Here is a 26305-nt window from a genome sequence, read left to right on the forward strand (position 1 = left end):
GGCAGCACAGCCCGCCCGGCTCATCCGCCACACAGGCTACCTGAAAAATGCAGAAACCGCTTTCCCAACTCACCGCCGCATTAGGCGGCCGCATCGTAGGACAAGACGTGGCCGTCAGCCGCATTGCCCCGCTGCATGCCGCACAGGAAGGCAGCATCAGCTTCGTCGCCCACGCCAAACACCTGCCCGAAGCCCTCGCCAGCCAGGCCGGCGCCCTGATTGTGCACCACAAGCTGGCCGACAAACTGCCCGGCCGCAACCTCATCGTGTGCGACAACCCGCAGCTCTACTTCGCCCAAACCGCCCGCCTGTTCCACCCCGCGCCCTTGCCCAAAGCCGGCATCCACCCCAGCGCCGTGGTGGAAGCCAGCGCCGTCGTGCCCGCCAGCTGCGAAATCAGCGCCAACGCCTACATCGGCGAGCACACCGTATTGGGCGAAGGCTGCCGCATTCTGGCCAACTGCGTGGTGGAAGCCGACTGTGTGCTGGGTCAACAAGTTACCCTGCACCCGAACGTAACCGTGTATGCCGGCTGCACCCTCGGCGACCGAGTAGAAATCCACTCCGGCGCCGTGATCGGCGCCGACGGCTTCGGCAACGCCTGGGCGCAAGACCATTGGTACAAAATCCCGCAGGTGGGCAGCGTGGCCATCGGCAACGACGTGGAAATCGGCGCCAACACCACCATCGACCGCGGCGCCATCGAAAACACCGTCATCGCCGAGGGAGCGAAAATCGACAACCTCGTGCAAATCGCCCACAACGTGCACATCGGCGCACACACCGCCATCGCCGCCTGCGTGGGCATTGCCGGTAGCACCCACATCGGCGCCTACTGCCAAATCGGCGGTGCCGCCATGTTTGTCGGGCACATCAAAGTGGCCGACAAAACCTTTATCGGCGGCGGTACCCTGGTGGCCGCCTCCATCAGCGAGCCAAACTACTACGCCAGCTCCTACCCGCTGCAAACCCACCGCGACTGGGTGAAAAACGCGGTGCACCTGCGCCATTTAAACGAGCTGCACCGCCGCGTGAAAGATTTAGAAAACACAGTAAAACCAACAAAGGAACAATAACATGCAATTAGAATCCATCGAACTGCCCTTAGACGTGCACACCCTGCAACGCCTGCTGCCGCACCGCTACCCCTTCCTGCTGCTCGACCGCGTGATCGGCTTTGAAAAAGAAAAAAGCCTCACCGCCATCAAAAACGTCTCTATCAACGAGCCCTTTTTCGAAGGCCACTTCCCCGATTTCCCCGTGATGCCCGGCGTGTTGGTGATTGAAGCCATGGCGCAGGCCGCCGGCGTGCTCGCCATCCTCAGCCGCGGCGAGCGCCAGGAAAACGAAATCTACTTCTTCGTCGGTATCGACAGCGCCCGATTCAAACGCCAAGTCGTGCCCGGCGACCAGCTGCAAATCCACTTGGACGTGATTACCCACAAGCGCGACATCGGCAAATTCAAAGCCACCGCCACCGTAGACGGCCAAATCGCCGCCGAAGCCGTGATCATGTGCGCCAAACGCGCGGTAGACAAATAGCCCGTATTTTCAGGTAGCCCTACCGCTTCGGCGGCAGCCGCGGCGGCATGGCGAAAACCTCGTTTCACCGCCATCAAGCCCGCCCCGGCTGCATTTTTCAGGTAGCCTCTCCCGCCCGCCGCCCCATTAAGGAAAACCCATGTCCCTAATCCACCCCACCGCGATTATCGACCCCCAAGCCCAGCTCGACAGCAGCGTTAAAGTCGGTGCCTACAGCGTGATCGGGCCCAACGTGCAAATCGGCGCCGGCACCGAAATCGGCCCGCACGTCGTCATCAACGGCCACACCACCATCGGCGAGCACAACCGCATCTTCCAATTCGCCAGCCTCGGCGAAATCCCGCAAGACAAAAAATACCAGGGCGAGCCCACCCGCCTCATCATCGGCAACGGCAACACCATCCGCGAATTCACCACCTTCAACCTCGGCACCGTTACCGGCATCGGCGAAACCCGCATCGGCGACGACAACTGGATTATGGCCTACTGCCACCTCGCCCACGACTGCGTGGTCGGCAGCCACACCATCTTCGCCAACAACGCCTCCCTCGCCGGCCACGTAACCATCGGCGACTACGTCGTGCTCGGCGGCTACACCCTCGTGTTCCAATTCTGCCAAATCGGCCGCTACGCTATGACCGCCTTCGCCGCCGGCGTGCACAAAGACGTGCCGCCCTACTTCATGGCCGCCGGCTACCGCGCCGAGCCCGCCGGCATCAACAGCGAAGGCATGCGCCGCAACGGCTTTTCCCCCGAGCAGATCGCCAACGTGAAAAACGCCTACAAAATCCTCTACCGCCAAGGCCGGCCCCTCGAAGAAGCCCGCCGCCAAATCACCGAGCTGGCCGCCGGCGCACCCGAGCTGGCCATCCTCAACGACTTCCTCGCCGACTCCCGGCGCAGCATCATCCGCTGAATTCATCTGCAAACAGCAAAAGGCTACCTGAAAACTCAGCAGGAAATTTTCAGGTAGCCTTTTTGTCGCTCACAGAAAACCACAAAACCATACCGCATGAAACATTCGCCCCAAGCTGCTCAGAAGGCTACCTGAAAACAACCCCACCGTTTTTCAGGTAGCCTCTTTCCCCAGCCAATACAAAAGCGCACACCGTTTCCGGCATGCGCTTTCTTTGCGGCGCGAAGCCGCGTCAATCCGATATCAGGTTCACTTCAGGCTGCCCACCATATCGGCCGGGCGCACCCATTGGTCAAACTGCTCCGCCGTGAGCAGGCCGGATTTCACCGCCTCTTCGCGCAGCGTGGTGCCGTTTTTGTGCGCCGCTTTGGCGATTTTGGCGGCATTTTCGTAGCCGATTTTGGTGTTCAGCGCGGTGACCAGCATCAGCGAATTGTCGAGCTGCATCTGGATGCGCGGCAGATTCGGCTCGATGCCGGCGGCGCAGTGCTCGTCAAACGAAATGCAGGCGTCGGCCAAGAGCTGCGCCGATTGCAGGAAATTGGCCGCCATCACCGGTTTGAACACGTTGAGCTGAAACTGCCCCTGCGTGCCGGCAAAGGAAATGGCGGTGTCGTTGCCCAATACTTGGGCGCACACCATGGTCAGCGCCTCGCATTGGGTCGGGTTTACCTTGCCAGGCATAATGGACGAGCCGGGCTCGTTTTCAGGAATCAGGATTTCGCCGATGCCGGAACGCGGGCCGGAAGCCAACAAGCGGATATCGTTGGCAATTTTATACAGCGACACGGCCAGCTGCTTGAGCGCGCCGTGGGTTTCCACGAAGGCGTCGTGCGCGGCCAGCGCTTCAAATTTGTTCGGCGCGGTCACAAAAGGCAGGCCGGTAAACTTGGCAATATAGGAGGCTACCTGAACATCGTAACCCTTGGGCGTGTTCAGTCCGGTGCCGACGGCGGTGCCGCCCAAGGCGAGCTCGGCCAGATGCGGCAGGGTGTTTTCCAGCGCGCGGATGCCGAAGGCGAGCTGGGCGGCATAGGTGGAAAATTCCTGCCCCAAAGTCAGCGGGGTGGCATCCATCAAATGCGTGCGGCCGATTTTCACCACCTGCGCAAACTCGGCTGCCTTGGCGGCAAAAGTCTGCTGCAAACGCTTCACGGCGGGCAGGGTGTGCCGCACCACTTTCTGGTAAGCGGCAATGTGCATGGCGGTGGGATAGGTGTCGTTGGAAGACTGCGATTTGTTCACATCGTCATTCGGATGGATCACGCTTTTCTCACCCAGCTTGCCGCCGTTGAGCACATGGGCGCGGTTGGAAATGACTTCGTTCAGGTTCATATTGGACTGCGTGCCGGAGCCGGTCTGCCAAATCACCAGTGGGAATTCGCCGTCCAGCTTGCGCGCCAGGATTTCATCGCAGGCGGCGGCAATCAAATCGCGTTTTTCCGCCGGCAACACGCCCAAATCGGCATTGGCAAAGGCAGCCGCCTTTTTCAAATAGGCAAACGCTTCAATGATTTCCTGCGGCATGGAAGCGGCCGGGCCGATTTTGAAGTTGTTGCGCGAACGCTCGGTTTGCGCGCCCCAATAACGCTCGGTCGGCACCTGCACTTCGCCCATGGTGTCTTTTTCAATACGAAATTCCATTACACAGCTCCTGAAGTTGGTTGAAAATCTGGGTTGTTCAGCAGAAAACAGTTGGTTTCCACAACCCTTATTAGCCGGGCGAATATACCACAAAATCAATTCGTTTTTACACGGCAGGCAGGAAATGTTAAAGCCCTCCTGCTTTTCAGCAGAAGGGCTTTATTTCGTGTGGCGCGGTGGACGGGACTCGAACCCGCGACCACCGGCGTGACAGGCCGGTACTCTAACCAACTGAGCTACCACCGCGCGCGCAAAAAAATGGTGGGTGATGACGGAGTCGAACCGCCGACATTCTGCTTGTAAGGCAGACGCTCTACCAACTGAGCTAATCACCCGTGTCGTGCACAGCACTAGAAGATGCGCATTAAACCAAACTATCCATTTTATTGCAAGCACTATCTTGAAAAAATTTAAGCAGATTTCCCCACTAGATTGTTTTAAAAAATAAAAAACTTTTTGGCATTTCCGCCGACGCACCTCTAGCCAAGCATTTCACCCTGTCATTTGAGGTATAATAAACCCTTCGATTCCATCACCTTCCCCGGTTTATGCATACCGTTATCCGCACACGCCAGCCCGATGCCCAGGCCGAGCAAACCCTGCTGAATGCCGGCACGCCGCCGCTGCTGGCCCGCCTGTTTGCCGCGCGCAACGTGCGCTCTCCAGAGGAGCTGCATACCAATCTGGGCAGCCTGCTGCCGTTCCAATCATTGAAAAATATCGAAGCCGCAGCCAAGCGGCTGGCACAAGCCATCCGCAATCAGGAGCGCATCCTGATTATTGCCGATTACGATGTGGACGGCGCCACCGCCTGCACGGTCGGCATCTTGGGGCTGCGCCGCATGGGGGCGATGGTAGATTTTTTGGTGCCCGACCGTTTCAAACACGGCTACGGGCTGACGGCGCACTTGGCCGAAGTGGCCGCCCAACGCGGCACACAGCTGTTGCTCACCGTAGATAACGGCATGTCCAGCGCCGCTGCCGTGGAACGCGCCAAAGAATTGGGCATGGACGTGATCATCACCGATCACCACCTTCCGGCTGACAATCTGCCAAACTGCATCATCGTTAATCCCAACCAGCCCGGCTGCGGCTTTGCCAGCAAAAACTTGGCCGGCGTCGGCGTGATTTTCTATGTGCTGACCGCACTGCGTGCACATTTGCGCGCGCAGCAGTGGTTTGCCCCGAACAGGCTACCTGAACCCAATCTGGCCGACCTGCTCGATTTGGTGGCACTGGGCACGGTGGCCGACGTGGTGCCCCTCGACCACAACAACCGCATCCTGGTTACGCAAGGCATCAACCGGATGCGGGCCGGCAAAACCCGCATCGGCATCCGCTCGCTTTTTCAGGTAGCCAAACGCGATATACGGGAAGCTAAACCCTTCGACCTCGGTTTTGCCATCGGCCCGCGCATCAACGCCGCCGGCCGGCTGGATAAGATGGACATCGGCATCGCCTGCCTGCTCTCCAGCGAACCGGGCGAAGCCTCCGCCCTGGCCGAACAGCTCAACGAGCTCAACCGTGCTCGCCAAGACATCGAGCAATCCATGCTGCAAGAAGCCGTGGCGGCAGCCGACCAAATCATCGTGGGCAACAGTTTAAGCATCACCGCCTTCCATGCCGGCTGGCACCAAGGCGTGATCGGCATCGTGGCCGGCCGGCTCAAAGACCGTTTCCACCGCCCGGCCATCGTATTCGCCCCGGCCGGCAACGGCGAACTGCGCGGCTCCGGCCGTTCGATTCCCGGCCTGCACCTGCGCGACGCCATCGACTTGCTGTCCAAGCGCCACCCCAATCTCGTCCTGCAATTCGGCGGGCACGCCATGGCCGCCGGCCTCAGCATCCGCGAAGCAGCATTCCCAACTTTTCAGGTAGCCTTTGAAACCCTGCTGGCCGAGCTGCTCGACCAAGACACGCTCACCCGCACCTTATTAACCGACGGCAGCCTGAAACCGGACGAACTCTCGCTGCAAACAGCGGAAACCCTAGCCAAGCAAGTATGGGGGCACGGCTTCCAGCCGCCCAGTTTCCACAACCAATTCGAAGTATTGTGGCAGCGCATCGTGGGCAACGGACACAAAAAAGCCGGCCTAAATTGCGGCGGGCAGGTGGTGGAAGCCATGTTTTTCCGCTGCACCGAAGAACTGCCAGCCCAAATCCGCACCGTATACCGTCCGGTGGCCAACCAGTGGCGCAACCAATGCGAATTGCAGCTGTATATCGAGCACTGGGAAGCCGCCTAAGCGGAGCCGGCTCGGCAAACGGTATATTCTTACCGTGATTTAACTTATAATCACATCTTAACTATAGTATGTAAAAGCATTATTACTAAAATGTGGGTATTGTCGGCAGCAATCTAAGAGCAAATAAAGTGCCGATTTTTTCAAATTCGTTCTACTTTACTCAGGCAAATATATGAGCGTCGGACTATTGCGCGTCCTGTTTCAAAACAAACTCATCGAACAGGACCAGGTTGAAAAATACCGAGAAAAAATTAATCAAAACAAAAATATCATCCCCATGCTGGCCGAGGCCGGCATCATCAAGCAAGCGGATTTGGCTCAGCTGCTGGCCAAACTGTTCCACTACCCCATTTTGGATTTATCGCAGTATTCCCGCTCCATGATGGTGCAGGACGTACTCAACGATGCGCAAATGACCGAGCATCGCTGCGTACCCTTATTCAAACGCGGCCAGAAACTGTTTTTGGGCGTTTCCGACCCTACTTTGTTGCAAACATACCAAAAGCTGATTTTCCCCAGCGGCCTGATGGTCGATTTGGTGCTCATTAACGATGAACAGCTGGATGGCCTGCTGGAATTTGCCAGTCAAACCTCCACTTCGATTTTGGATGAAATTTCTTCCGACTCCACCGGAATAGCAGCTCCAGCCGCCATGATGGTAAACGACGAGGAAGAAGACGGGCCGATTGCCAAGTTTATCCACAAGGTGCTGTCTGACGCCCTGAACACTGGGGCTTCGGATATCCATTTCGAATTCTACGAAGAAATGGCGCGCATCCGCTTCCGTACCGACGGTCAGCTGCGCGAAGTGGTACAGCCCCCGCTGAATATCCGCGGACAGATTGCTTCGCGTATCAAGGTTATGTCGAAAATGGACATTTCCGAAAAGCGCGTGCCGCAAGACGGCCGTATCCAGATTCAGTTCAACAAAAACCAGAAACCGATCGACTTCCGTGTGAACACGCTGCCCACGCTGTTCGGCGAAAAAATCGTAATGCGTATTCTGAACTCAGATGCAGCAACGCTGAATATCAACCAGCTGGGTTTCGAGCCTTTCCAAAAAGAATTGCTACTGGAAGCCATCCACCGTCCCTACGGCATGGTGCTGGTAACCGGCCCGACCGGTTCCGGTAAAACCGTATCGCTGTATACCTGCCTGAACATTTTGAATACCGACAGCGTTAATATTTCCACTGCCGAGGACCCTGCGGAAATCAACTTGCCCGGTATCAACCAGGTAAACGTGAACGACAAACAAGGCTTGACCTTCTCTGCTGCGCTGAAGGCTTTCCTACGTCAAGACCCGGACATCATCATGGTGGGTGAGATTCGCGACTTGGAAACCGCCGACATTGCCATTAAGGCTGCCCAAACCGGCCACATGGTGTTCTCAACCCTGCATACCAACAATGCGCCGGCCACCTTATCGCGTATGCTGAATATGGGCGTGGCGCCGTTTAACATCGCCAGCTCGGTTAATCTGATTATGGCGCAGCGCTTGGTTCGCCGTTTGTGTACCTGCAAACAGCCGATTGAGCGTCCACCGGCCGAAGCCTTGCTGAAAGTCGGCTTTACCGAAGAAGATTTGAAAAAAGACGATTGGCAGCTCTACCGCCAAGTGGGCTGCGACCGCTGCAAAGGCAAAGGCTTCAAAGGTCGTGCCGGTGTGTATGAAATCATGCCGGTTACCGATGCGATGCAAAAAATCATCATCAACAACGGCACAGAGGTGGATATTGCCGAACAGGCTTATGCCGATGGATTGGTCGATCTGCGTCGGGCAGGTATTCTCAAGGCAATGCAGGGCATTACCACCTTGGAAGAAATTCTTGCCACCACCAACGACTAAACCTAAAAATCAGTTTTAATTCAAAAGGGAATCATCATGGCTGTAAAAAATACCAAATCCACAAAAAAGCAAACCGGACTGAGTTTTGAGTTTGAAGGCCGTCACATGGAAACCGAGCAGATGGTGCGCGGCGAAGTTGTGGCCAAAGACGAACAAGACGCCCGTGCCAAACTGGCTCGTCGCCGAATTAAAGTCATCAGCTTGAGCAAAAAGAAAAAAGTTCGTGAGAAAAAAATCACTCAAGCTGACATTACCGTATTTACCCGCCAGCTGGCCACCATGATGAAAGCCGGCTTGCCGGTGATGCAAGCATTTGATATTGTGGCGAAAGGCCATTCAAACGCCTCCATGACTAAACTTTTGATGGAAGTGCGTAACGACATTGAGCAAGGTACTTCCATGGCCAATGCTTTCCGCAAGCATCCCAAGTATTTCGATGATTTTTATTGCAACTTGGTGGATGCGGGTGAGGCTGGCGGTGTGCTGGAAAACTTATTGGATAAGCTAGCCGTCTATAAAGAAAAAACCCTTGCTATTAAGAAAAAAATTAAGAGTGCCCTGACCTACCCGATCGCAGTAGTTGTGGTAGCTATTGTGCTGGTTATGATTATGATGATGTTCGTATTGCCTGAGTTTAAAAAGGTATACGACGGCATGAACGCCCCTATGCCTGCGCTCACGCAATTCATGATGGGCATTTCGGATTTTATGGTGTCTTGGGGCTGGTTGGTCATTATCGGTATGGTCGGAGCGGTAGCTGGCTTTATCCAGTGGCATAAACGCTCTCCGGATTTACAAAAACGAGTAGACGGCATGCTATTGAAACTTCCTGTTTTCGGCAATATTGTAGAAAAAGGTACCATTGCCCGCTGGGCGCGTACTACCGCCACCCTGTTTACAGCTGGCGTTCCCTTGGTGGAAGCACTTGATTCTGTGGGCGGTGCTTCAGGCAACATTATCTATGAGGAAGCCACCCGCAGCATCCGCAACCAAGTTAATCAAGGTACCTCGCTAACCAGCGCCATGAACTCCACAAACCTATTCCCCAATATGGTTCTGCAAATGACTTCTATTGGTGAAGAATCCGGCGCACTGGACGACATGTTGAACAAAGCAGCTGAATTCTATGAAGAAGAAGTAGATGCAGCAGTTGCGACCTTGTCCTCTTTGATGGAACCCATCATCATGGTGGTATTGGGCAGCATCATCGGCGTGATTCTGGTTTCCATGTACCTGCCGCTCTTCAACTTGGGTAACGTAGTCGGCTAGTATTCATCGCTGAAGCATCTTTATATCAATCGTCAAACGGTTTTCAGGTAGCCTTCCCTCGGCAGGCTACCTGAAAACACACTCTCCCATCCCTATGACCAATCTCGAACCCAGCCTGTATATCCCCTTTGCCGCCCTGCTCGGGCTACTGGTAGGCAGTTTTCTCAACGTGGTGATTTACCGCCTACCGGTAATGCTGGAAAAACAATGGCAAGTCGCCGCCAAACAGCATCTCAATCTGCCGCTGGATGAAGAAGACCAAAAGCCGTTCAACCTCAGCACGCCGCCCTCGCGCTGCCCCCAATGCGGCAGTCCGGTGAAACCGTGGCAAAACATCCCCATTATCAGCTTCCTCTTGTTGCGCGGCCGCTGCCACAGCTGCCACACCCCCATCGGTTGGCGCTATCCCGCCGTCGAGCTGCTCACTGGCATCCTGTTCGGCATCGTTGCATGGCGCTACGGCGACACCTATCTCACCCTCGGCGGCCTCGTGTTCACTGCCATTCTGGTGGCGCTCACCTTTATCGACGCCGATACCCAACTGCTGCCCGACCAGCTCACCCTGCCCCTGGTTTGGCTCGGCCTGTTGTTCAACTGGCAGGTCGGCTTCGTGCCCCTGCCCTCGGCTCTGCTCGGCACGGTGGTCGGCTACCTGAGCCTGTGGCTACTGTTCCACCTGTTCAAACTCATCACCGGCAAAGAAGGCATGGGCTACGGCGATTTCAAACTCTTGGCCGCGCTCGGTGCCTGGCTCGGCGTGAGCACCCTGCCTGTGATCGTATTCGTGGCCGCGCTGGTGGGGCTGGTGGCCGCGCTGGTGATGCGTGCCGCCAAAGGCCAGCCCATCGCCTTCGGCCCCGCGTTGGCCATTGCCGGCTGGCTGGTTTTTGCCGCCAACGAGTATATCTTGCAAGGCATTCATTGGTGGCTGCAAAAATCCGGGTTTATCTAACATGACCGCCTGGGTCGGCCTCACCGGCGGCATCGGCAGCGGCAAATCCACCGCCGCCCGCCTGTTTGCCCAACACGGCGTGCCGCTGATTGATGCCGATGCCGTTTCCCGAGCCCTCACCGCAGACGGCGGCGGCGCCCTTCCCGCCATCCGTGATGCCTTCGGCAGCAGCCTGTTCGATTTTTCAGGTAGCCTCAAACGCGCCGACCTGCGCCAGCTCGTATTCCAATCCCCTCAAGCCAAAGCCCGGCTCGAAAGCATCCTCCACCCGCTGATTCTCGCCGACATCCGCGCCCGCCAGCAGCAATTCCCCCAAGCCGCCTACGGCATCATCGAAATCCCCCTACTTGCCGAACAACCTGTTTTCCAAAGCCTTGTGCAGCGCATCCTCCTCATCGATTGCAGTGAAGAAACGCAAATCCGCCGCACTACCGAACGCAGCGGCCTCTCCCGTGATATGATTGCCGGCATTCTGGCCGCCCAAGCCAGCCGCCAGGCGCGGCGCCGCATTGCCGACGACATCATCTGCAACGAAGCCGGCCTGCCCGAGCTCAGCGCTGCCGTGGCGCGCCAGCACCTTATCTACCAACACCTTTTCGGAAGCTGAACCATGTCCGACCTCATCACCTTCGAGCACCCCCTCTCCGAACGCGTGCGCAACTTCCTGCGCCTCGAGCACCTCTTCTCCCGCTTCTACACCACCCGCGACCAACAATCCGCCTGGGCGCACCACGCCGCCCTCGGCACCCTGTTTGAAATCATGGATTGCGCCGCCCGCGCCGAGCTCAAGCTCGACATCCTGCAAGAGCTCGAACGCCAGCGCCAGCAGATTTCCCAATCCGAACGCGAACAATACGACGCCACCCCCGAGCAAGAAGCCCTCTACCAAGCCACCCAAAACCTACAAGAAGTACAGCAGAAATTCGGCCAACACCTGCGCGAAAACGAATGGCTCATGGGCGTGAAGCAGCGCATGCTCGTATCCGGCGGCACCAGCCCCTTCGACCTCCCCTCCTACCACTACTGGCTGCAACTGCCCCACGAGCAGCGCCTCGCCGACCTCAACTGCTGGATCCGCTCCCTCACCCCCACCAGCGAAGCCATCAGCCTGCTCCTGCGCATCCTGCGCCGCAACAGCTACAGCCTCGACTGCTGCGCCGTGCTCGGCAACTACCAAAACGCCAAGCTCGGCAACAACATCCACATGCTCGTCGTCGATGTTGCCCAATCCTGCCAAACCCTGCCTGAAATTTCCGCCAACAAATACTTCACCCACATCCGCTTCACCCAAGCCACCCAAGAAAGCCCCCGCGGCAAACAGCTCGAAGAAAACATCCCCTTCACCCTCAAAATGTGCAGCTTCGACCCCATCACCGACAAACCATGAGCACCCCCACCGTACCCTGCCCCACCTGCCGCCGCCCAGTAGAATGGAGCGAAGCCAGCCCCCACCGCCCCTTTTGCAGCCAACGTTGCAAAATGATCGACCTCGGCACCTGGGCCGACGAAAGCTACCGCATCCCCAGCCAAGAAGAATCCCCCAGCTCCCCCGGCGATCACGAATAGGCGCAAAGGCTACCTGAAAAAGCAAGCTTAGCCTCCAGCAAACCAAACCAACCCCCAAAGGCTACCTGAAAAATCTGCCACCACATTTTTCAGGTAGCCTCATCCTTCCCTAGCCCCACCATGAACACCGCCACCATCCACAGCATCGACCACGAAGGCCGCGGCGTCGCCCGCATCCAAGGCAAAACCACCTTCATCACCGGCACCCTGCCCCAAGAAACCGTTGCCTACCAAATCACCCGCAGCAAAAAACATCACAGCGAAGCCCAAGCCACCCGCATCCTCACCCTCCCCTACCGCACCGCCCCCGCCTGCCCCCACTACAGCCAATGCGGCGGCTGCACCCTCCAACACGCCCACAGCAGCGTGCAAGTCGCCTACAAACAACGCATCCTCGAAGAACAGCTCCAACGCCTCGGCAAAGTCCGCCCCCAATACCTCCTCCCCGCCATCTACGGCCAAGCCTGGGGCTACCGCCACCGCGCCCGCCTCAGCGCCCACCACAGCCAAGGCCAAACCCTCCTCGGCTTCCAAAGCCGCAGCAGCCACCGCATTATCGACATCCACAGCTGCCCCATCCTCGCCCCCAGCTCTCCGCCCAGCTGGGCAACATCCGCACCCTGCTGCAACAACTCAACCGCCTGCACGCCCGCGCACCATCGAGCTGCACCACAGCCCTGCCGCCAACGCCCTCACCCTCCACATCCAGCGCCTGCCCCAAGCCGCCCGCGCCCAGCTCATCCAAGCCGCCCAAGCCCTCCCCGCCCACTGGCACATCTGGCTGCAAGCCCGCAGCAGCCCGCCCGCCCCTCCTTCCCGAAAGCCCCCAGCTCAGCTACAGCCTGCCCGAATACCAGCTCACCCTGCCCTACCGCCCCGGCGACTTCACCCAAGTCAACCCCGCCGCCAACGCCCTGCTCGTTTCCCGCGCCATGCAGCTGTTGCAGCCCCGGCCCGGCGAGCGCATTGCCGACCTCTTCTGCGGCCTCGGCAACTTCAGCCTGCCCATCGCCGCCGCCGGCGCACACGTTACCGGCATCGAAGGCTCCCCCGCGCTCACTGAACGCGCCGCGCAAAACGCCCGCCTCAACCGCCTCGCCGAACGCACCCGATTTCACAGCGCCGACCTTTTCCAAACCACCGGGCACACCGTCGCCGCCTGGGGCCGCTTCGACAAAATCCTGCTCGACCCGCCCCGCAGCGGCGCCTACGCCCTCGTTCAAGCCCTGCACCCGCCCTATCTGCCGCGCCGCATCGTCTATGTGTCCTGCAACCCCGCCACCTTCGCCCGCGACGCCGCCGTGCTCGTGGGCAAAGGCTACCGCTTCCGCAGCGCCGGCATCGTCAACATGTTCCCGCAAACCGCCCACGTCGAAACCGTCGGCTGCTTCGAGCTGGAATAGCCCGCCCGCACAGCGTGAGGCTACCTGAAAGCGCAGCCTCAACGAAGCGGGCTTCTGCCTTAAAACCGCCAAGGCAGAAGCCCGCTTTGCCCGTTTTAGCTTCGCAAAAACTCACTGCATTCGTTTTAGCTGCGCAGAAACTCACTGCGCTCGTTTTCAGGTAGCCTCTATCACACCCACACGCCTCCCCAAAGCACCCAATCTTTGACCTAACACAGCACCCGCCGCCGCCACAGTCAGTATAGTCACTCTAAGCAGTTTATTCGCCGGCACCAATTGGCATCTTGCGGACGGCACAGGAGAAGACCTTGGCAAAACCCCGGATTTGAGCGCAGTTCAAAGCGATAGTATCGCAAACGCGCAGACATACCGTGCGGGTAGTCAAGCGTTTGAGAAGCGCATCGCGCAGAAATGCGCCAAAGGCGGGGAATTTGCAAAGGTCTTCAGCCGTTTGAAATCCACCACTTACGGGAGCAAACATCATGACTGAACAAAAACGCCTACTTGAACAACTGCACAGTCAACCCTTCGCCCTCTGCTTTTCCGGGCAGGGCTTCGATTGGATCAGCACCCTGCGCGAGGCTTTGGCAGAAGGCGCGCGGAGCAAGGCAAACGAAATCACCGCCGCCGCCGCCCAAATCCTGGCGCCCGTGGCAGAGCAGCTTGCCGCCGCCCGCCCGCAGGGTTTCGAGCCGATAAAATGGGCGGAAAACGGCGCGGACGGCATCGATTTGGTGCGTGCCGCCGTGAGCGCGCCCAGCATTTTCCTTGCGCAAATCGCCAATCTGCACACGCTGGAAGCGCGCGGGCTGGACAGCGGCAAGGCAGCCGGCGTGATCGGGCATTCGCAGGGCATACTCGGGCGTTATCTGATACGCGAGCCGCAGCACACCGCCAAATTGCTGGCCTTGGCCGAACTGGTCGGCGCGGCCGCCACGCTGCAAGGGCGCAAAACCGGCATGTATCTGCACGACGGCAATCATCCGATGGTGATGGTGCAGGGCGTGAGCCGCGGACAGATTGCCGCCGTGATTGACGAACTGTATCCCGAAGATAAAGCGCATCCGGCAGACCGCCCGTGTATCGGCTTGCAGAACAGCGCGGACGGTTTTGTCGTCAGCGGCAAGCCCGAATCGGTGGCGCGCGTGTGCGGCGTGTTGTCGGACACGGTGAAAGACGCAAACGGCCAAACGCCTGAAAACCTGCTGTGGCGGCTGGACGTGGAAGTCGGCTTCCACCACCCCGCCATGCTGCCCGCCGTGGCGCAAGTGGCCGAATGGGCGGCCGCCTGCGGTTTGGACGCGGAACAGGCGCGCGGCATTGCGCACAATATCCTGATGGATCCGGTGGACTGGGTGGCCGAATGCCGCAGCATGGCTGCGCTGGGCGTGCGGTGGATTTTGGAAATCGGCCCATCCGGCGGCGTGGCCATGCTGACGCAGGCCGTGCTGGACGGTGCAGGAATCGAAGTGCTGGATGTTTCCGGCGCGGAAGGCAAGGCGGCATTGTTTGGCGGATAACGGCGGTTTCTGCTTTTTGAACCTGCGGCTGCCGCCAAATTAAGAAAAGGCTACCTGAAAACGAACGAAGTGAGTTTTAACTTCGTTGAAACTCACGCTTTCAGGTAGCTTTAGATGGCAAACTGCAAACTAGACAGCCGCGTGCGTGCGTACCGCACACACGGTGGTTTAGGATGCAGACTACAGCTTGCTTTGGATTGATGTGGAAGCCGTATCTATATTCAAGACTGTCGATTTTATAATGTATGTAAATCAAAATCTACCACTAAACCTGGAGAAAATCTTTTCCGATTTGCTTTCTGTTTATTTTGCAATTCACTTTCTAAATCTAAAGCATATTTTTCTAAATAAGATATTACATCATCAACCATTTTACTATCTGTTTCAGAAAATTCTTTACCATCAGGAAAGAACCTATTTCTAATCCTATTGGTAGCGTACCAGTTACCTACTTTAAATTTATTTTTAAAGATATTTTCTATTTTTTTATAAACAGGAAGGTCGCAAGAATTTTTGTATCTATCAAGAAATTCTCTTATTACTGGCAATTCGATATTTTCAATAAAAGAAAATTTATCAATTTCTTGTAAGAAAAATACGCAAGAATAGAATTCTGCATATCTATTTTCAATGATATTAGAATAAAAATATTCTTTATTTTTGGCTTCTTGCTCTGAAATATATAGTGCAGCATAAAAATCTTGAATACTTCTATGTAAAAACATAAATTGATCATTTTTATGCGCATTAACAATAAAGCAAATTACTTTGGTGTATTCATCAAAAACTTCATCTGGTGTAACTCTACTTTGCAAGCCTAGGTCATTAATGGCTGATTTTAGATGAAATAGACATCTGGTTTTGTCAAAAGTCAATTCAGAGTAATCTTTTGTATCAAAGCAAAATAATTTAAATATATCTAAAAGCTCACTATCCCCTAGTGAACTTTTTCTTTCTCTACGAAAGTTATTTTTTGTAATATCATGCCTAGTAAAAGCAACTTGAAATAAATCAGTAAAAAATTCTTTTAAATTTTTAGCTGGGGTATATTTTGATTGAAGCCTTAGAATATATAAAATTACCATTAAAGGCGTCTGCAATAAGTTTTTAATTTCAGTTTCACTATTTTCTATTTGGGATATAATTTCTTGAATTTCAATTTCATTCTCTTCCAAATTAAATTCTAATGAGTCTTTATTTTTTTGAGTAATTAATTTTTTAATTAATTCAGCTTGGTCTTCAAACTGGTACTTATCTAATTCTAATTTATATAGTTGCTCTGATGCATATTCAGCATAATACTCTGGCCTGGAAGATAAAATAATATTAAATTTTGAATATAACAATAATTTTTTTAAGTTTTTGATAAATGTTTCTGATACTTTATAGCTCATTTCATCAAATCCATCAAAAATCAAATAAATATTATCTGTCTCCGATAGTTTAAAAAACAAATCTTTAGATATATCATCTTGTTTTGTAATATCTTTTAATAAATCAATTAATTTATTAGATCATCATTTTCTTTTAAAAATCTTAATTCATAGAATAATACAAGCTTCCCTTCTGAAATTAAATCTAAAGATAGCTTTTTCAAAAAAATAGATTTCCCTTGCCCCATTTGACCAAGTAATAAAATATCTTTTTGCGCTATTAAGTCTATAAATTTTTCATGTGTTACTTCTGTTTTATTTGGCATTAAAATCCTTGGTTCATGATAAAATTCAGAAATTAATATAGGTTTATCATTTCCATATAATGTTTTAGTATATGATAGAAGATTAATGTATGGCAAAATATCAGACTTTTCTATAGCTTTAATTTTAAGATAACCTTTAAATCTTTCTGAAAGTGTTTTAATTAATTTCTCAGAAATAGGTTCTACAACTTTTTGCAAAATAGAATCTATCATAGACCAGCTCCTCTAATTATTTTATTCAAATACTTCCCAGTATAACTCCCCTTAACCTTCGCCACTTCCTCGGGGCTACCACAAGCAATAATCCTCCCCCCGCCATCTCCCCCTTCCGGCCCCAAATCCACAATCCAATCCGCAGTTTTAATCACATCCAGATTATGCTCGATAATCACAATCGAGTTGCCTTTGCCTTTCAGACGACCTATGACTTCCAGCAGCATGGCGATGTCGGCGAAGTGCAGGCCGGTGGTGGGTTCGTCGAGGATGTAGAGCATTCTGCCGGTGTCGCGTTTGGAGAGTTCGAGGGCGAGTTTGACGCGTTGGGCTTCGCCGCCGGAGAGGGTGGTGGCGGATTGGCCGAGGCGGATGTAGCCGAGCCCTACGTCCATAAGGGTTTGCAGTTTGCGCGATACGGTGGGGACGGCGTCGAAAAATTCGCGGGCTTCTTCGACGGTCATGTCGAGGACTTGGCTGATGTTTTTGCCTTTGTATTGGATTTCGAGCGTTTCGCGGTTGTAGCGTTTGCCGTGGCAGACTTCGCAGGGGACGTACACGTCGGGCAGGAAGTGCATTTCGACTTTAATCACGCCGTCGCCTTGGCAGGCTTCGCAGCGGCCGCCTTTAACGTTGAAGGAGAATCTGCCGACGTTGTAGCCGCGTTCGCGCGAGAGGGGTACGCCGGCGAAGAGTTCGCGGATGGGGGTGAAGAGACCCGTGTAGGTGGCGGGGTTGGAGCGCGGGGTTCTGCCGATGGGGGATTGATCGACGTTGATGACTTTGTCGAGATGTTCGAGGCCGTGGATGTCGTCATACGGGGCGGGTTCTTCTTGGGCGCGGTTGAGTTCGCGGGCGGTGATTTTGGCGAGGGTGTCGTTAATCAGGGTGGATTTGCCGCTGCCTGAAACGCCGGTAATACAGGTAATCAAACCGAGCGGCAATTCGAGGGTTACGTTTTTGAGGTTGTTGCCGCGCGCGCCTTTGAGGATGAGCATTCGGTCGGGATTAACGGGCGTGCGTTTTTCAGGTAGCCTGATGGATTTTTTGCCGCTTAAATATTGTCCGGTAACGGATTGTTCGCATTTGGCAACGTTTTCGGGCGTGTCGGCAATCAGTACGTTGCCGCCGTGTTCGCCCGCGCCCGGGCCCATATCGACGACGAAATCGGCTTCGCGGATGGCGTCTTCGTCGTGTTCGACCACAATCACGCTGTTGCCCAAATCGCGCAGGCGTTTGAGGGTGGCGAGCAGGCGGTCGTTGTCGCGCTGGTGCAGCCCGATGGAGGGTTCGTCCAAAACGTACATCACGCCGGTCAGACCGCTGCCGATTTGGCTGGCGAGGCGGATGCGCTGGGCTTCGCCGCCGGAGAGGGTTTCGGCGGAGCGGGAGAGATTGAGGTAATCCAGCCCGACGTTAATCAAAAAGCCGAGCCGTTCGGTGATTTCTTTGAGGATTTTTTCGGCGATTTGTTTTTTGTTGCCGTCCAAATCCAGTGTTTCAAAGAATCGGTGGGTTTTGGTCAGCGGCCAGGCGGAAACTTCGTGCAAAGGTTCGCCGCTGACGTAAACGTAGCGGGCTTCTTTGCGCAAACGCGCGCCGCCGCAGCTTGGGCAGGCGCGGTGGTTTTGGTATTCGCGCAGTTTTTCGCGCACGGTTTCGCTGTCGGTTTCGCGGTAGCGGCGTTCGAGATTGGGGATGATGCCTTCAAAGGCGTGGCTGCGGTTGAAGGTGGTGCCGCGTTCGGACAGGTAAGTGAAATCAATGACTTCTTTGCCCGAGCCGTGCAGCACGACTTTTTTTACTTTTTCAGGTAGCGTTTCCCAAGCAGCCTGCACATCGAAACCGTAATGCCGCGCCAGCGACTGAATCATTTGGAAATAGAACTGGTTGCGCTTGTCCCAGCCGTCAATCGCGCCCGTTGCCAGCGACAATTCGGGATGGGCGACCACTTTTTCGGGGTCGAAGAAATTGGTGTTGCCCAAGCCGTCGCAAGTCGGGCAGGAACCCATCGGGTTGTTGAACGAAAAGAGGCGCGGCTCTAATTCGGGCAGGCTGTACGAACACACGGGGCAGGCGAAACGGGCGGAAAACCAATGCTCTTCGCCGCTGTCCATTTCCATCGCCAGCGCGCGCTCGTTGCCGTGGCGCAGCGCGGTTTCAAAACTTTCCGCCAGCCGCTGCTTGATGTCCGCCTTCACTTTCACGCGGTCAATGACGACATCGATATTGTGCTTGATGTTTTTTTCCAGCTTCGGCACTTCGTCCAACTGATAAACCTCGCCGTCCACGCGCACCCGCGCAAAACCCTGCGCCTGCAAGTCTGCAAAGAAATCGACAAACTCGCCCTTACGCTCGCGCACCGCCGGCGCAAGAATCATCACGCGCGTATCTTCCGGCAGCTTCAACACGGCATCGACCATCTGTGATACGGTTTGGCTGGATAGCGGCAGATTGTGTTCGGGGCAATACGGCGTGCCGACGCGGGCGTACAAAAGGCGCAGATAATCATGGATTTCCGTAACCGTGCCGACGGTGGAACGCGGGTTGTGGCTGGTGGATTTCTGCTCGATGGAAATCGCGGGCGACAGCCCTTCGATCAAATCGACATCGGGCTTGTCCATCATCTGCAAAAACTGCCGCGCATAGGCGGACAGACTCTCGACATAACGCCGCTGCCCTTCGGCATACAGCGTGTCGAACGCCAGCGACGATTTGCCGCTGCCCGACAGCCCCGTTACCACCACCAGCTTGTGGCGCGGGATGTCCAAATCGACGTTTTTCAAATTATGCGTGCGCGCGCCGCGGATGCGGATGGTGTCGTTGTCGCGGGTGTGTGTGGGTTTGCCGTGGTTTTGATGAGGGTGTTTGCACATGATGAAGCCGGAAAATCCAATAAAAAGAAACTGCGTATTGTAGCACTTTCAGCCAGCCTCTTGCCCCGCGCCGCCAGCCGGAAAGGCTACCTGAAAACATGCGCTGCAACAGAGTAAAACGAGCGAAGCGAGTTTCCACAACGCCCAAACCCACGGTGCCGAATTTTTCAGGTAGCCTCTGCTGGGCTAGGGGCTACCTGAAAAATCATCAGACATACCGCCAAACAAGCCCTGCGCGCACACTCGTCCTCCCCATTGAGGCTACCTGAAAATTTCAGGTGGCCTCATTCGGCGGCAAAACCGCGTATAATCGCTCGATTTTCGTTATCCAACCCAACACACACCATGCCCACCATCACCTACCCCAAAACCTACGACGTCATCGTCGTCGGCGGCGGACACGCCGGCACGGAAGCCGCGCTTGCCGCCGCACGCATGGGCGCGCAGACGCTTTTGCTCACACACAACATCGAAACACTCGGACAAATGTCGTGCAACCCTTCCATCGGCGGCATCGGCAAAGGGCATTTGGTGCGCGAAGTCGATGCGCTCGGCGGCGCGATGGCGTTGGCTGCCGATATGTCGGGCATCCAGTTCCGCCGCCTGAACGCCAGCAAAGGCGCGGCGGTGCGTGCCACGCGCGCTCAGGCCGACCGCATTTTGTACAAGGCCGCCATCCGCGAAATGCTGGAAAACCAGGAAAATCTGGAGCTTTTCCAGCAGGCGGTTACTGACATCACGCTCAGCGGCGGACGCGTCTCCGGCGTGTCCACCCAAATGGGGCTGACTTTCCAAGCCCGCGCCGTGGTGCTCACCGCCGGCACGTTTCTCGCCGGCAAAATCCACATCGGTATGGAAAACTACGCAGGCGGCCGCGCGGGCGACCCCGCCGCCCAATCGCTTTCAGGCTGCCTGAAAGAACTGAACCTGCCGCAAGGTCGTCTGAAAACCGGCACGCCGCCGCGCATCGACGGGCGCACCATCGATTTCTCCCAACTTACCGAACAGCCCGGCGACACGCCCGTGCCCGTCATGTCCGTGCGCGGCAGTGCCGATATGCACCCGCGCCAAGTGTCCTGCTGGATTACGCATACCAATTTGAAAACACACGACATTATCCGAAGCGGCTTCGACCGCAGCCCCATGTTTACCGGCAAAATCGAAGGCGTGGGGCCGCGCTATTGCCCGTCTATCGAAGACAAAATCAACCGCTTTGCCGACAAAGACAGCCACCAGATTTTCCTCGAACCCGAAGGCCTGACCACGCACGAATACTACCCCAACGGTATCTCCACCAGCCTGCCGTTCGACATCCAGCTCGCGCTCGTCCGCAGCATGAAAGGCCTGGAAAACGCCCATATCCTGCGCCCCGGCTACGCCATCGAATACGACTACTTCGACCCGCGCAACCTCAAAGCCAGCCTCGAAACCAAAACCATTGCGGGATTGTTTTTTGCCGGACAAATCAACGGCACGACCGGCTACGAAGAAGCCGCCGCACAAGGTTTATTGGCAGGAGCAAACGCCGTGCAGTACGTCCGCGGACAAGACCCGCTCCTGCTGCGCCGCGAACAGGCGTATCTCGGCGTATTGGTGGACGACCTTATCACCAAAGGCGTGAACGAACCCTACCGCATGTTCACCAGCCGCGCCGAATACCGCCTGCAACTGCGCGAAGACAACGCCGATATGCGCCTAACCGAAGACGGCTACAAAATCGGCTTGGTGGGCGAAGCGCAATGGCGCATGTTCAACGAAAAACGCGAAGCCATAGAACGCGAAATACAGCGTTTGAAAACAACGTGGTACACGCCGCAAAGGCTACCTGAAAGCGAGCAAATCCGCGTGTTCGGGCAAAAACTTTCCCGCGAAGCCAACCTGCACGATTTGTTGCGCCGCCCGAATCTGGATTACGCCGCGCTGATGACGCTGCCCGATGCAGAACCCGAGTGCAGGCTGCCTGAAAACGTGGTGGAGCAAGTGGAAATCCAGGTCAAATACCAAGGCTATATCGACCGCCAAAACGAAGAAATCGACAGCCGGCGGGATATTGAGACGTTAAGGCTGCCTGAAAACATTGATTACGGCAAAGTGAAAGGCCTGTCTGCCGAAGTGCAGCAAAAGCTCAACCAGCACAAGCCCGAAACCGTGGGGCAGGCGAGCAGGATTTCGGGGGTTACGCCTGCGGCGGTGGCGTTGCTGATGGTGCATTTGAAGCGGGGGTTTAGGGATGCAAAGTGAGCGCTCAAAAATTTTCAGGTAGCCTTTGAGGCTACCTGAAAAATAAAAGCAGGCTGTTTGGATACTCTTCCAAACAGCCTGTTAATATTCTTTATGCTATTCTTTCCAAGGCCGCAAATCCACGATTCCCAGCACTTGTTTCTGCTTGCTATCCAACAACACAGCCATATCTTCAGCCGGCGCTTTCAGCGGCAGATAGCCATCTGCCTGCGGGTAAGCTGCCAATGCCTGCGCCACCTGCTCTTCCGAATTATATTGCTTCAGCTCTTCCAAGCTATGTTTGCGCTCCTGCATGCCACTCCAGCCATCATTCAGCGGCTGATACAAATCCGCCTGCATGGATGGGGAAATGCCTTCTTGCAGCTCCATAAAGGTTCGCTGGCTTTGCTCAGCCGCATCTTTATATGGCCGCACCGACACCCATTGCGGCGCAAACAAAGAATTAGATTGGTATGCCGGCAAAATCGTTTTCTCTGCCACGCGCACCACCGAATCTGCCTGCACCACTTCAAAGCGCAATGTATCGAATGCAATATACACTGGCCTGCTCACGGCAATGCTGTGCATACCGTATAAATAAGCTGCCAATTGCACCGCCGCGATCACGCTCAAATCAAACTTCAGCGTTTTCTTCTCTTTGCTGCTGGCCACCAATAATGTGAGCAGAGGGCCCAACACCACATCAATGCCCAGCATCATCAAGAAGATATGCGTTACCCCCACCGCTTTTTGCAGCGGAGCGGGATGCCACACCCAAAATACCAAGCCGATGCCGATTAAAGCCACCACGGCCGAAATCAGCAAATGGATGCCTGCCGCCTTTAATCTAAATCTCATCACGGTCTGCGCTTTATTTTAAATCTTATCCAACCCATTTCAATTACTGGCATGAGCCCGGCAAGCGCGTTTCGCCTACCGTTCCGCTACATTTCCAAGTGATGATCTGGCGGTTACCTGGGTTTGCGGTTGGGGTAAGAACAACCGTCTTGCCATTATTTGTACCTTTATTGAAGGTTACCGTGATCACTCCATTGTCGGGAGTAATTTGTGTGCCTCCGGCCTGAGAATACTTGCCTTCCAATGCAGTAGCAGTAGCCATAATGGGATTTCCGGCTTTTGGATATTCGCCAGTTAGCCAATAATATGTGCCGATATCGGTTTTCAGCCCTTCTGTGGATTTTAATGCCTCGGCGGCTTGGGCGCGGGCAATATAATCCTGATAGGCTGGCAAAGCGATGGCGGCCAAAATGCCAATGATCGCAATTACAATCATCAGCTCAATCAGCGTAAACCCCCTATTTGCACTTATTTTATTCATGATTTATCCAACTATATAATTTTATCTACCATTTTGAGAAATCAGCCCCTCTCCGAACCCGGAGAGGGGCTGCAGGAAACCAACTAAGGATTCCAAGTTAGGTTATCCCACTAAATGATTACTGGCAGCTGGTGGGCATACGGCTCTTGTTAGCGAAGCCAGAGCAGGTCCATTTAGAAATCTGGCCAGTAGCAGCAACTGCGGTCGGTTTGAGTTTCAGAGTCTCACCTTTGTTAGCACCAGAACTGAATACGATAGAAATGGAACCATCGGTACTGTTTACAGAAACACCTTTTGCAGCGAAATATTTACCTTCCAGAGCCTGAGCACCATCCAAAATTGCCTTACCGGCGGAAGTGCTGTTATCCGGCCATTTGTTCTGGTCAGCATAGAAAGTAGCAATATCGGTCTGTACGCCGGCGGTAGCTTTGAAGCCTTCAGTAGCCTGAGAGCGGGCAACGTAGTCTTGGTAAGCCGGCAGGGCGATAGCGGCTAGAATACCGATAATGGCGATAACGATCATCAACTCAATCAGGGTAAAACCTTTTTGTACTTGTTTCAACATGACATTTTCCTTGTTAAAAAATGGAACTTACATAAAACCGAATCTTGCGACCCGGGGACTTCAACCAAAAGAAAGGAGACAACTAAACTTCAATTCGGCTAGGCTTGTTTGCCATCGCCACAAGAAAGGTAAAGCAACGGCTGTGCCACAATTTGAAATTTTTGGCGCACATCTTTAGCAGTATATTGATTTATATAGATTTTATATCAATATCAGCTTTGCCGTATTGTCTAAAAATTTTCTTGCCTGCCATTGCCGCGCAGGGAAAACTGACATTTATCGTCAGTTTTTGGCCCTGCTTTTTGCATAGTTTGCCGTTTTAGGGGTTCCGACCTGTCAATTTGCGCGTGCTGCCGATTTTGGGCGGGTTTTTGGTATGGCGGCGGGGAAATGGTTTTCAGGGCGGGAGGCGGGCTTTTGGTTTGCCGCTTTTTTATAGTGGAGGGAATGGCGTTTCAGGTAGCCTTAGCCTGATGCGGCTACCTGAAAATGAGGTTCCGGCTTTGCCTCACAAAGTTTTAGCTGCGCTGAAACTCGGCTTCGGCTTTGCCGAAACCTCGTTTTCAGGTAACCTTTTGGCTGTGTTGTGTCTATATATAGGGTGTGATGATGTGTGATATTTATTCTTTGCGGGCGGTGGGGTTTGTGCGTTCGCCTTATAAGCAGAAGTTTGGGGTGCCGCGCCAGCCGGGCTTGGTGCCGGCGGCGGGGGTGTGTATTGAGCTGCTGCCGGAGTTTTCGGCGGATTGTGTGCGGGGGCTGGAGCTTTTCAGCCATGTGTGGGTGCAGTTTGTGTTTCACGGGGTGGCGGGGGCGGGCTGGCAGCCTTTGGTGCGGCCGCCGCGTTTGGGCGGCAACCGGAAGATGGGGGTGTTTGCCACGCGCAGCCCGTTTCGGCCAAACCCGCTGGGGCTTTCGCTGCTGAAGCTGGAACGGATTGATACGGAGGGCGGGGTACGGCTGTGGTGCGGCGGGGCAGATTTGCTGGATAGCACGCCGGTGTTGGATATTAAGCCGTATCTGCCGTTTGTGGAGGCGAAGCCGGATGCGGCGGCGGGCTTTGCGCCTGCGCCGCCGGTGCCGCTGCGGGTGGTGTGGGCGGAAGGGGCGGGGAAGGATGAGCTGCCGCCGGAAATCTGCCTGCTGGTGGAGCAGAGCATTGCGCAAGACCCGCGCCCGGCTTATCAGGATGCGCCGCTGCGGGTGTATAAGATGGCGGTGGGGAGCTGGGAGGTGGCGTTTCGGATTGAGGGGGAGACGGCGGTGGTGGAAGGGGTGGAAGAGGTTTGAGCGGAGAGAAGGCTACCTGAAAATTTCAGGTAGCCTTCTTAGCTTCAACCGCCGCCCTACACTAGCTGCTCGCCCCAATGCAGCTTCTGGCGCAGGGTTTTGTAATACTGGTAATCCGTGGGGTGGAGCACGCGCAGGGTGTTGCGGTAGCGGCGGATGGTGAGGCGGTTCATGCTGTGCAGGTCGAGGTGGGATTGGCCGTCGAAGTGCACGCGGGCGCCGTCGGCCTTAGTGATGAGGATTTCGATTTCGCAGCTGTCGGGCACCACCACGGGGCGGTTGGTCATGGATTGCGGGCAGATGGGCACGAGGGTGAGCGCGCGCAGGGTGGATTGCAAAATGGGCCCACCAGCGGCAAGGGCGTAGGCAGTGGAGCCGGTGGGGGTGGAAACGATGAGGCCGTCGGAGCGCTGGGTATACACGAATTCTTGGTTGATAAATACTTCAAATTCAATCATCTGCCCAACGCCGCCGCGGCTGATGGCCACTTCGTTGAGCGCGAGTAGGGTGCTGCCGGGCTCGTTGTCGCGCTGCACGCTGCATTCGAGCATGATGCGCTCTTCGGGCAGGTATTGGCCGGCGAGCATGCGGGAGATGTCTTCAATCATGCTTTGGCGCGGCACTTGGGTGAGGAAGCCGAGGTGGCCGAGGTGCACGCCCATCAGGGGGATGCGGTGCGGGGCGAGCTGGCGCGCCACGGATAAAAACGTGCCGTCGCCGCCGAGCACCAGCACCAAATCGCAGCGCTCGCCCATGTTTTCTTTGCCCACGCGATGGCAGCACGGCGCCAAATCGGCGGAAAGCAGGCCGCTGCCACATTCTTCGTCTAGCAAGACTTCCAGCCCGTTGGTCAAAAAAAACGACACCAGCTCGCACAGGGTTTCGCCCAGCTCCAGGGTGTGGGGGCGGGTAACGATGCCGATGCGGCGAAATTGGCTGGGCTTCATAAGGGGTGTAAGCGAAAGTTAAACTCAGGCAGAACTCTACCCGATTTTCAGGTAGCCTGAAAGTGCAGCCAGTGCGCGGGCATGATCCGCTGTTTATGTTTCCCCACTGCGCTGCTAGAATGCCCTGCCCGTTTCATCTGAGTTTTAACTTGGTTGCAGCCGCGTTTTGGCTTCGCAGAAACGCGCTTTGCTTATTTTAGCTTCGCAGAAATTCGCTTCGCTCATTTTCAGGTAGCCTCATGCCCGCCC

General features: G+C 55.2%; 22 protein-coding genes, 2 tRNA genes and 1 pseudogene. 15 read left to right on the plus strand and 10 right to left on the minus strand.

Features of this window, described 5'->3' with window-relative positions; genetic code table 11:
• Nucleotides 1-47: 47 nt before the first annotated feature.
• From lpxD to lpxA, 3 genes are all read left to right on the plus strand, one after another.
• Nucleotides 48-1076 carry a UDP-3-O-(3-hydroxymyristoyl)glucosamine N-acyltransferase gene (gene lpxD / locus LG371_RS06215; protein WP_225748032.1) on the plus strand — a complete coding sequence of 343 codons (1029 nt, stop codon included), beginning with the start codon at nucleotides 48-50 and terminating at the stop codon, nucleotides 1074-1076.
• A gap of 1 nt (nucleotide 1077) precedes the next feature.
• The gene (gene fabZ / locus LG371_RS06220) at nucleotides 1078-1542 is read left to right on the plus strand and encodes a 3-hydroxyacyl-ACP dehydratase FabZ (RefSeq protein ID WP_225748033.1); all 465 of its coding nucleotides are present in this window, start codon (nucleotides 1078-1080) and stop codon (nucleotides 1540-1542) included.
• 139 nt (nucleotides 1543-1681) lie between these two features.
• Entirely contained in the window at nucleotides 1682-2458 is a 777-nt protein-coding gene (lpxA, locus tag LG371_RS06225) for an acyl-ACP--UDP-N-acetylglucosamine O-acyltransferase (RefSeq protein ID WP_067595059.1), read from the plus strand.
• A gap of 249 nt (nucleotides 2459-2707) precedes the next feature.
• Here the strand turns inward: lpxA and fumC are convergent, their stop codons facing one another.
• The 3 genes from fumC to LG371_RS06240 form a co-directional block, all read right to left on the minus strand.
• Entirely contained in the window at nucleotides 2708-4102 is a 1395-nt protein-coding gene (gene fumC / locus LG371_RS06230) for a class II fumarate hydratase (RefSeq protein ID WP_067595057.1), read from the minus strand.
• A gap of 169 nt (nucleotides 4103-4271) precedes the next feature.
• A tRNA-Asp gene (locus LG371_RS06235) sits at nucleotides 4272-4348 on the minus strand.
• Nucleotides 4349-4361: 13 nt separating this feature from the next.
• Nucleotides 4362-4437 (minus strand) — tRNA-Val (locus LG371_RS06240).
• 213 nt (nucleotides 4438-4650) lie between these two features.
• On the opposite strand from LG371_RS06240, the gene recJ reads away from it, so the two are divergent.
• From recJ to LG371_RS06290, 10 genes and pseudogenes are all read left to right on the plus strand, one after another.
• Complete coding sequence (gene recJ, locus LG371_RS06245) at nucleotides 4651-6348, plus strand: single-stranded-DNA-specific exonuclease RecJ (protein ID WP_225748034.1); 1698 nt, start codon at nucleotides 4651-4653, stop codon at nucleotides 6346-6348.
• A gap of 172 nt (nucleotides 6349-6520) precedes the next feature.
• On the plus strand, nucleotides 6521-8197 hold the full coding sequence (pilB, locus tag LG371_RS06250; RefSeq protein ID WP_225748035.1) for a type IV-A pilus assembly ATPase PilB: 1677 nt from the start codon (nucleotides 6521-6523) through the stop codon (nucleotides 8195-8197).
• Between the two features lie 36 nt (nucleotides 8198-8233).
• A complete protein-coding gene (locus tag LG371_RS06255) occupies nucleotides 8234-9466 on the plus strand; it encodes a type II secretion system F family protein (protein WP_067595048.1) in 1233 nt (410 codons plus the stop codon).
• Between the two features lie 94 nt (nucleotides 9467-9560).
• A complete protein-coding gene (locus LG371_RS06260) occupies nucleotides 9561-10418 on the plus strand; it encodes an A24 family peptidase (protein WP_067595045.1) in 858 nt (285 codons plus the stop codon).
• A 1-nt stretch (nucleotide 10419) separates the two neighbouring features.
• Entirely contained in the window at nucleotides 10420-11025 is a 606-nt protein-coding gene (gene coaE, locus LG371_RS06265) for a dephospho-CoA kinase (RefSeq protein ID WP_067595042.1), read from the plus strand.
• Nucleotides 11026-11028: 3 nt separating this feature from the next.
• Nucleotides 11029-11805 carry a cell division protein ZapD gene (gene zapD, locus LG371_RS06270; protein ID WP_225748036.1) on the plus strand — a complete coding sequence of 259 codons (777 nt, stop codon included), beginning with the start codon at nucleotides 11029-11031 and terminating at the stop codon, nucleotides 11803-11805.
• Nucleotides 11802-11984 carry a DNA gyrase inhibitor YacG gene (gene yacG, locus LG371_RS06275; RefSeq protein WP_067595036.1) on the plus strand — a complete coding sequence of 61 codons (183 nt, stop codon included), beginning with the start codon at nucleotides 11802-11804 and terminating at the stop codon, nucleotides 11982-11984. Before zapD ends, yacG begins: the two co-directional genes overlap by 4 nt.
• A gap of 120 nt (nucleotides 11985-12104) precedes the next feature.
• Nucleotides 12105-12197 (plus strand): annotated as a pseudogene (locus LG371_RS12385) (TRAM domain-containing protein); the annotation flags it as partial.
• A gap of 719 nt (nucleotides 12198-12916) precedes the next feature.
• Complete coding sequence (locus tag LG371_RS06285) at nucleotides 12917-13387, plus strand: methyltransferase domain-containing protein (RefSeq protein WP_370632660.1); 471 nt, start codon at nucleotides 12917-12919, stop codon at nucleotides 13385-13387.
• Between the two features lie 482 nt (nucleotides 13388-13869).
• Entirely contained in the window at nucleotides 13870-14907 is a 1038-nt protein-coding gene (locus LG371_RS06290) for an ACP S-malonyltransferase (protein ID WP_067595032.1), read from the plus strand.
• 236 nt (nucleotides 14908-15143) lie between these two features.
• Here the strand turns inward: LG371_RS06290 and LG371_RS06295 are convergent, their stop codons facing one another.
• The 3 genes from LG371_RS06295 to uvrA all read right to left on the minus strand — a co-directional run bounded on the left by LG371_RS06295 (nucleotide 15144) and on the right by uvrA (nucleotide 19695).
• Complete coding sequence (locus LG371_RS06295) at nucleotides 15144-16301, minus strand: hypothetical protein (protein ID WP_225748037.1); 1158 nt, start codon at nucleotides 16299-16301, stop codon at nucleotides 15144-15146.
• A 107-nt stretch (nucleotides 16302-16408) separates the two neighbouring features.
• Complete coding sequence (locus tag LG371_RS06300; protein ID WP_225748038.1) at nucleotides 16409-16819, minus strand: hypothetical protein; 411 nt, start codon at nucleotides 16817-16819, stop codon at nucleotides 16409-16411.
• Nucleotides 16816-19695, minus strand: coding sequence for an excinuclease ABC subunit UvrA (gene uvrA, locus LG371_RS06305; RefSeq protein ID WP_225748039.1), 2880 nt, complete (start codon nucleotides 19693-19695; stop codon nucleotides 16816-16818). The genes LG371_RS06300 and uvrA overlap by 4 nt, the downstream gene beginning before the upstream one ends.
• 345 nt (nucleotides 19696-20040) lie before the next feature.
• On the opposite strand from uvrA, the gene mnmG reads away from it, so the two are divergent.
• The gene (gene mnmG, locus LG371_RS06310; protein WP_225748040.1) at nucleotides 20041-21936 is read left to right on the plus strand and encodes a tRNA uridine-5-carboxymethylaminomethyl(34) synthesis enzyme MnmG; all 1896 of its coding nucleotides are present in this window, start codon (nucleotides 20041-20043) and stop codon (nucleotides 21934-21936) included.
• Between the two features lie 96 nt (nucleotides 21937-22032).
• Here the strand turns inward: mnmG and tfpZ are convergent, their stop codons facing one another.
• The 3 genes from tfpZ to LG371_RS06325 form a co-directional block, all read right to left on the minus strand.
• Nucleotides 22033-22773, minus strand: a complete 741-nt coding sequence (gene tfpZ / locus LG371_RS06315; RefSeq protein WP_225748041.1) for a TfpX/TfpZ family type IV pilin accessory protein — start codon at nucleotides 22771-22773, stop codon at nucleotides 22033-22035.
• Nucleotides 22774-22816: 43 nt separating this feature from the next.
• Nucleotides 22817-23245 carry a pilin gene (locus LG371_RS06320; RefSeq protein ID WP_370632665.1) on the minus strand — a complete coding sequence of 143 codons (429 nt, stop codon included), beginning with the start codon at nucleotides 23243-23245 and terminating at the stop codon, nucleotides 22817-22819.
• 127 nt (nucleotides 23246-23372) lie between these two features.
• A complete protein-coding gene (locus tag LG371_RS06325) occupies nucleotides 23373-23819 on the minus strand; it encodes a pilin (protein ID WP_370632661.1) in 447 nt (148 codons plus the stop codon).
• Between the two features lie 609 nt (nucleotides 23820-24428).
• Between LG371_RS06325 and tsaA the strand changes: the two genes are divergently transcribed.
• Nucleotides 24429-25109 (plus strand): tRNA (N6-threonylcarbamoyladenosine(37)-N6)-methyltransferase TrmO, encoded by a 681-nt coding sequence (tsaA, locus tag LG371_RS06335; RefSeq protein WP_067595268.1) that lies wholly within the window; start codon nucleotides 24429-24431, stop codon nucleotides 25107-25109.
• Nucleotides 25110-25165: 56 nt separating this feature from the next.
• Here tsaA and LG371_RS06340 read toward each other — a convergent pair whose 3' ends face one another.
• Nucleotides 25166-26056: an NAD(+)/NADH kinase gene (locus tag LG371_RS06340; RefSeq protein WP_225748043.1), complete on the minus strand. Its 891-nt coding sequence runs from the start codon at nucleotides 26054-26056 to the stop codon at nucleotides 25166-25168.
• Nucleotides 26057-26305: the final 249 nt, after the last annotated feature.

It is taken from the genome of Eikenella sp. Marseille-P7795 (genome assembly GCF_916618725.1).
GTDB lineage: Bacteria > Pseudomonadota > Gammaproteobacteria > Burkholderiales > Neisseriaceae > Eikenella > Eikenella longinqua.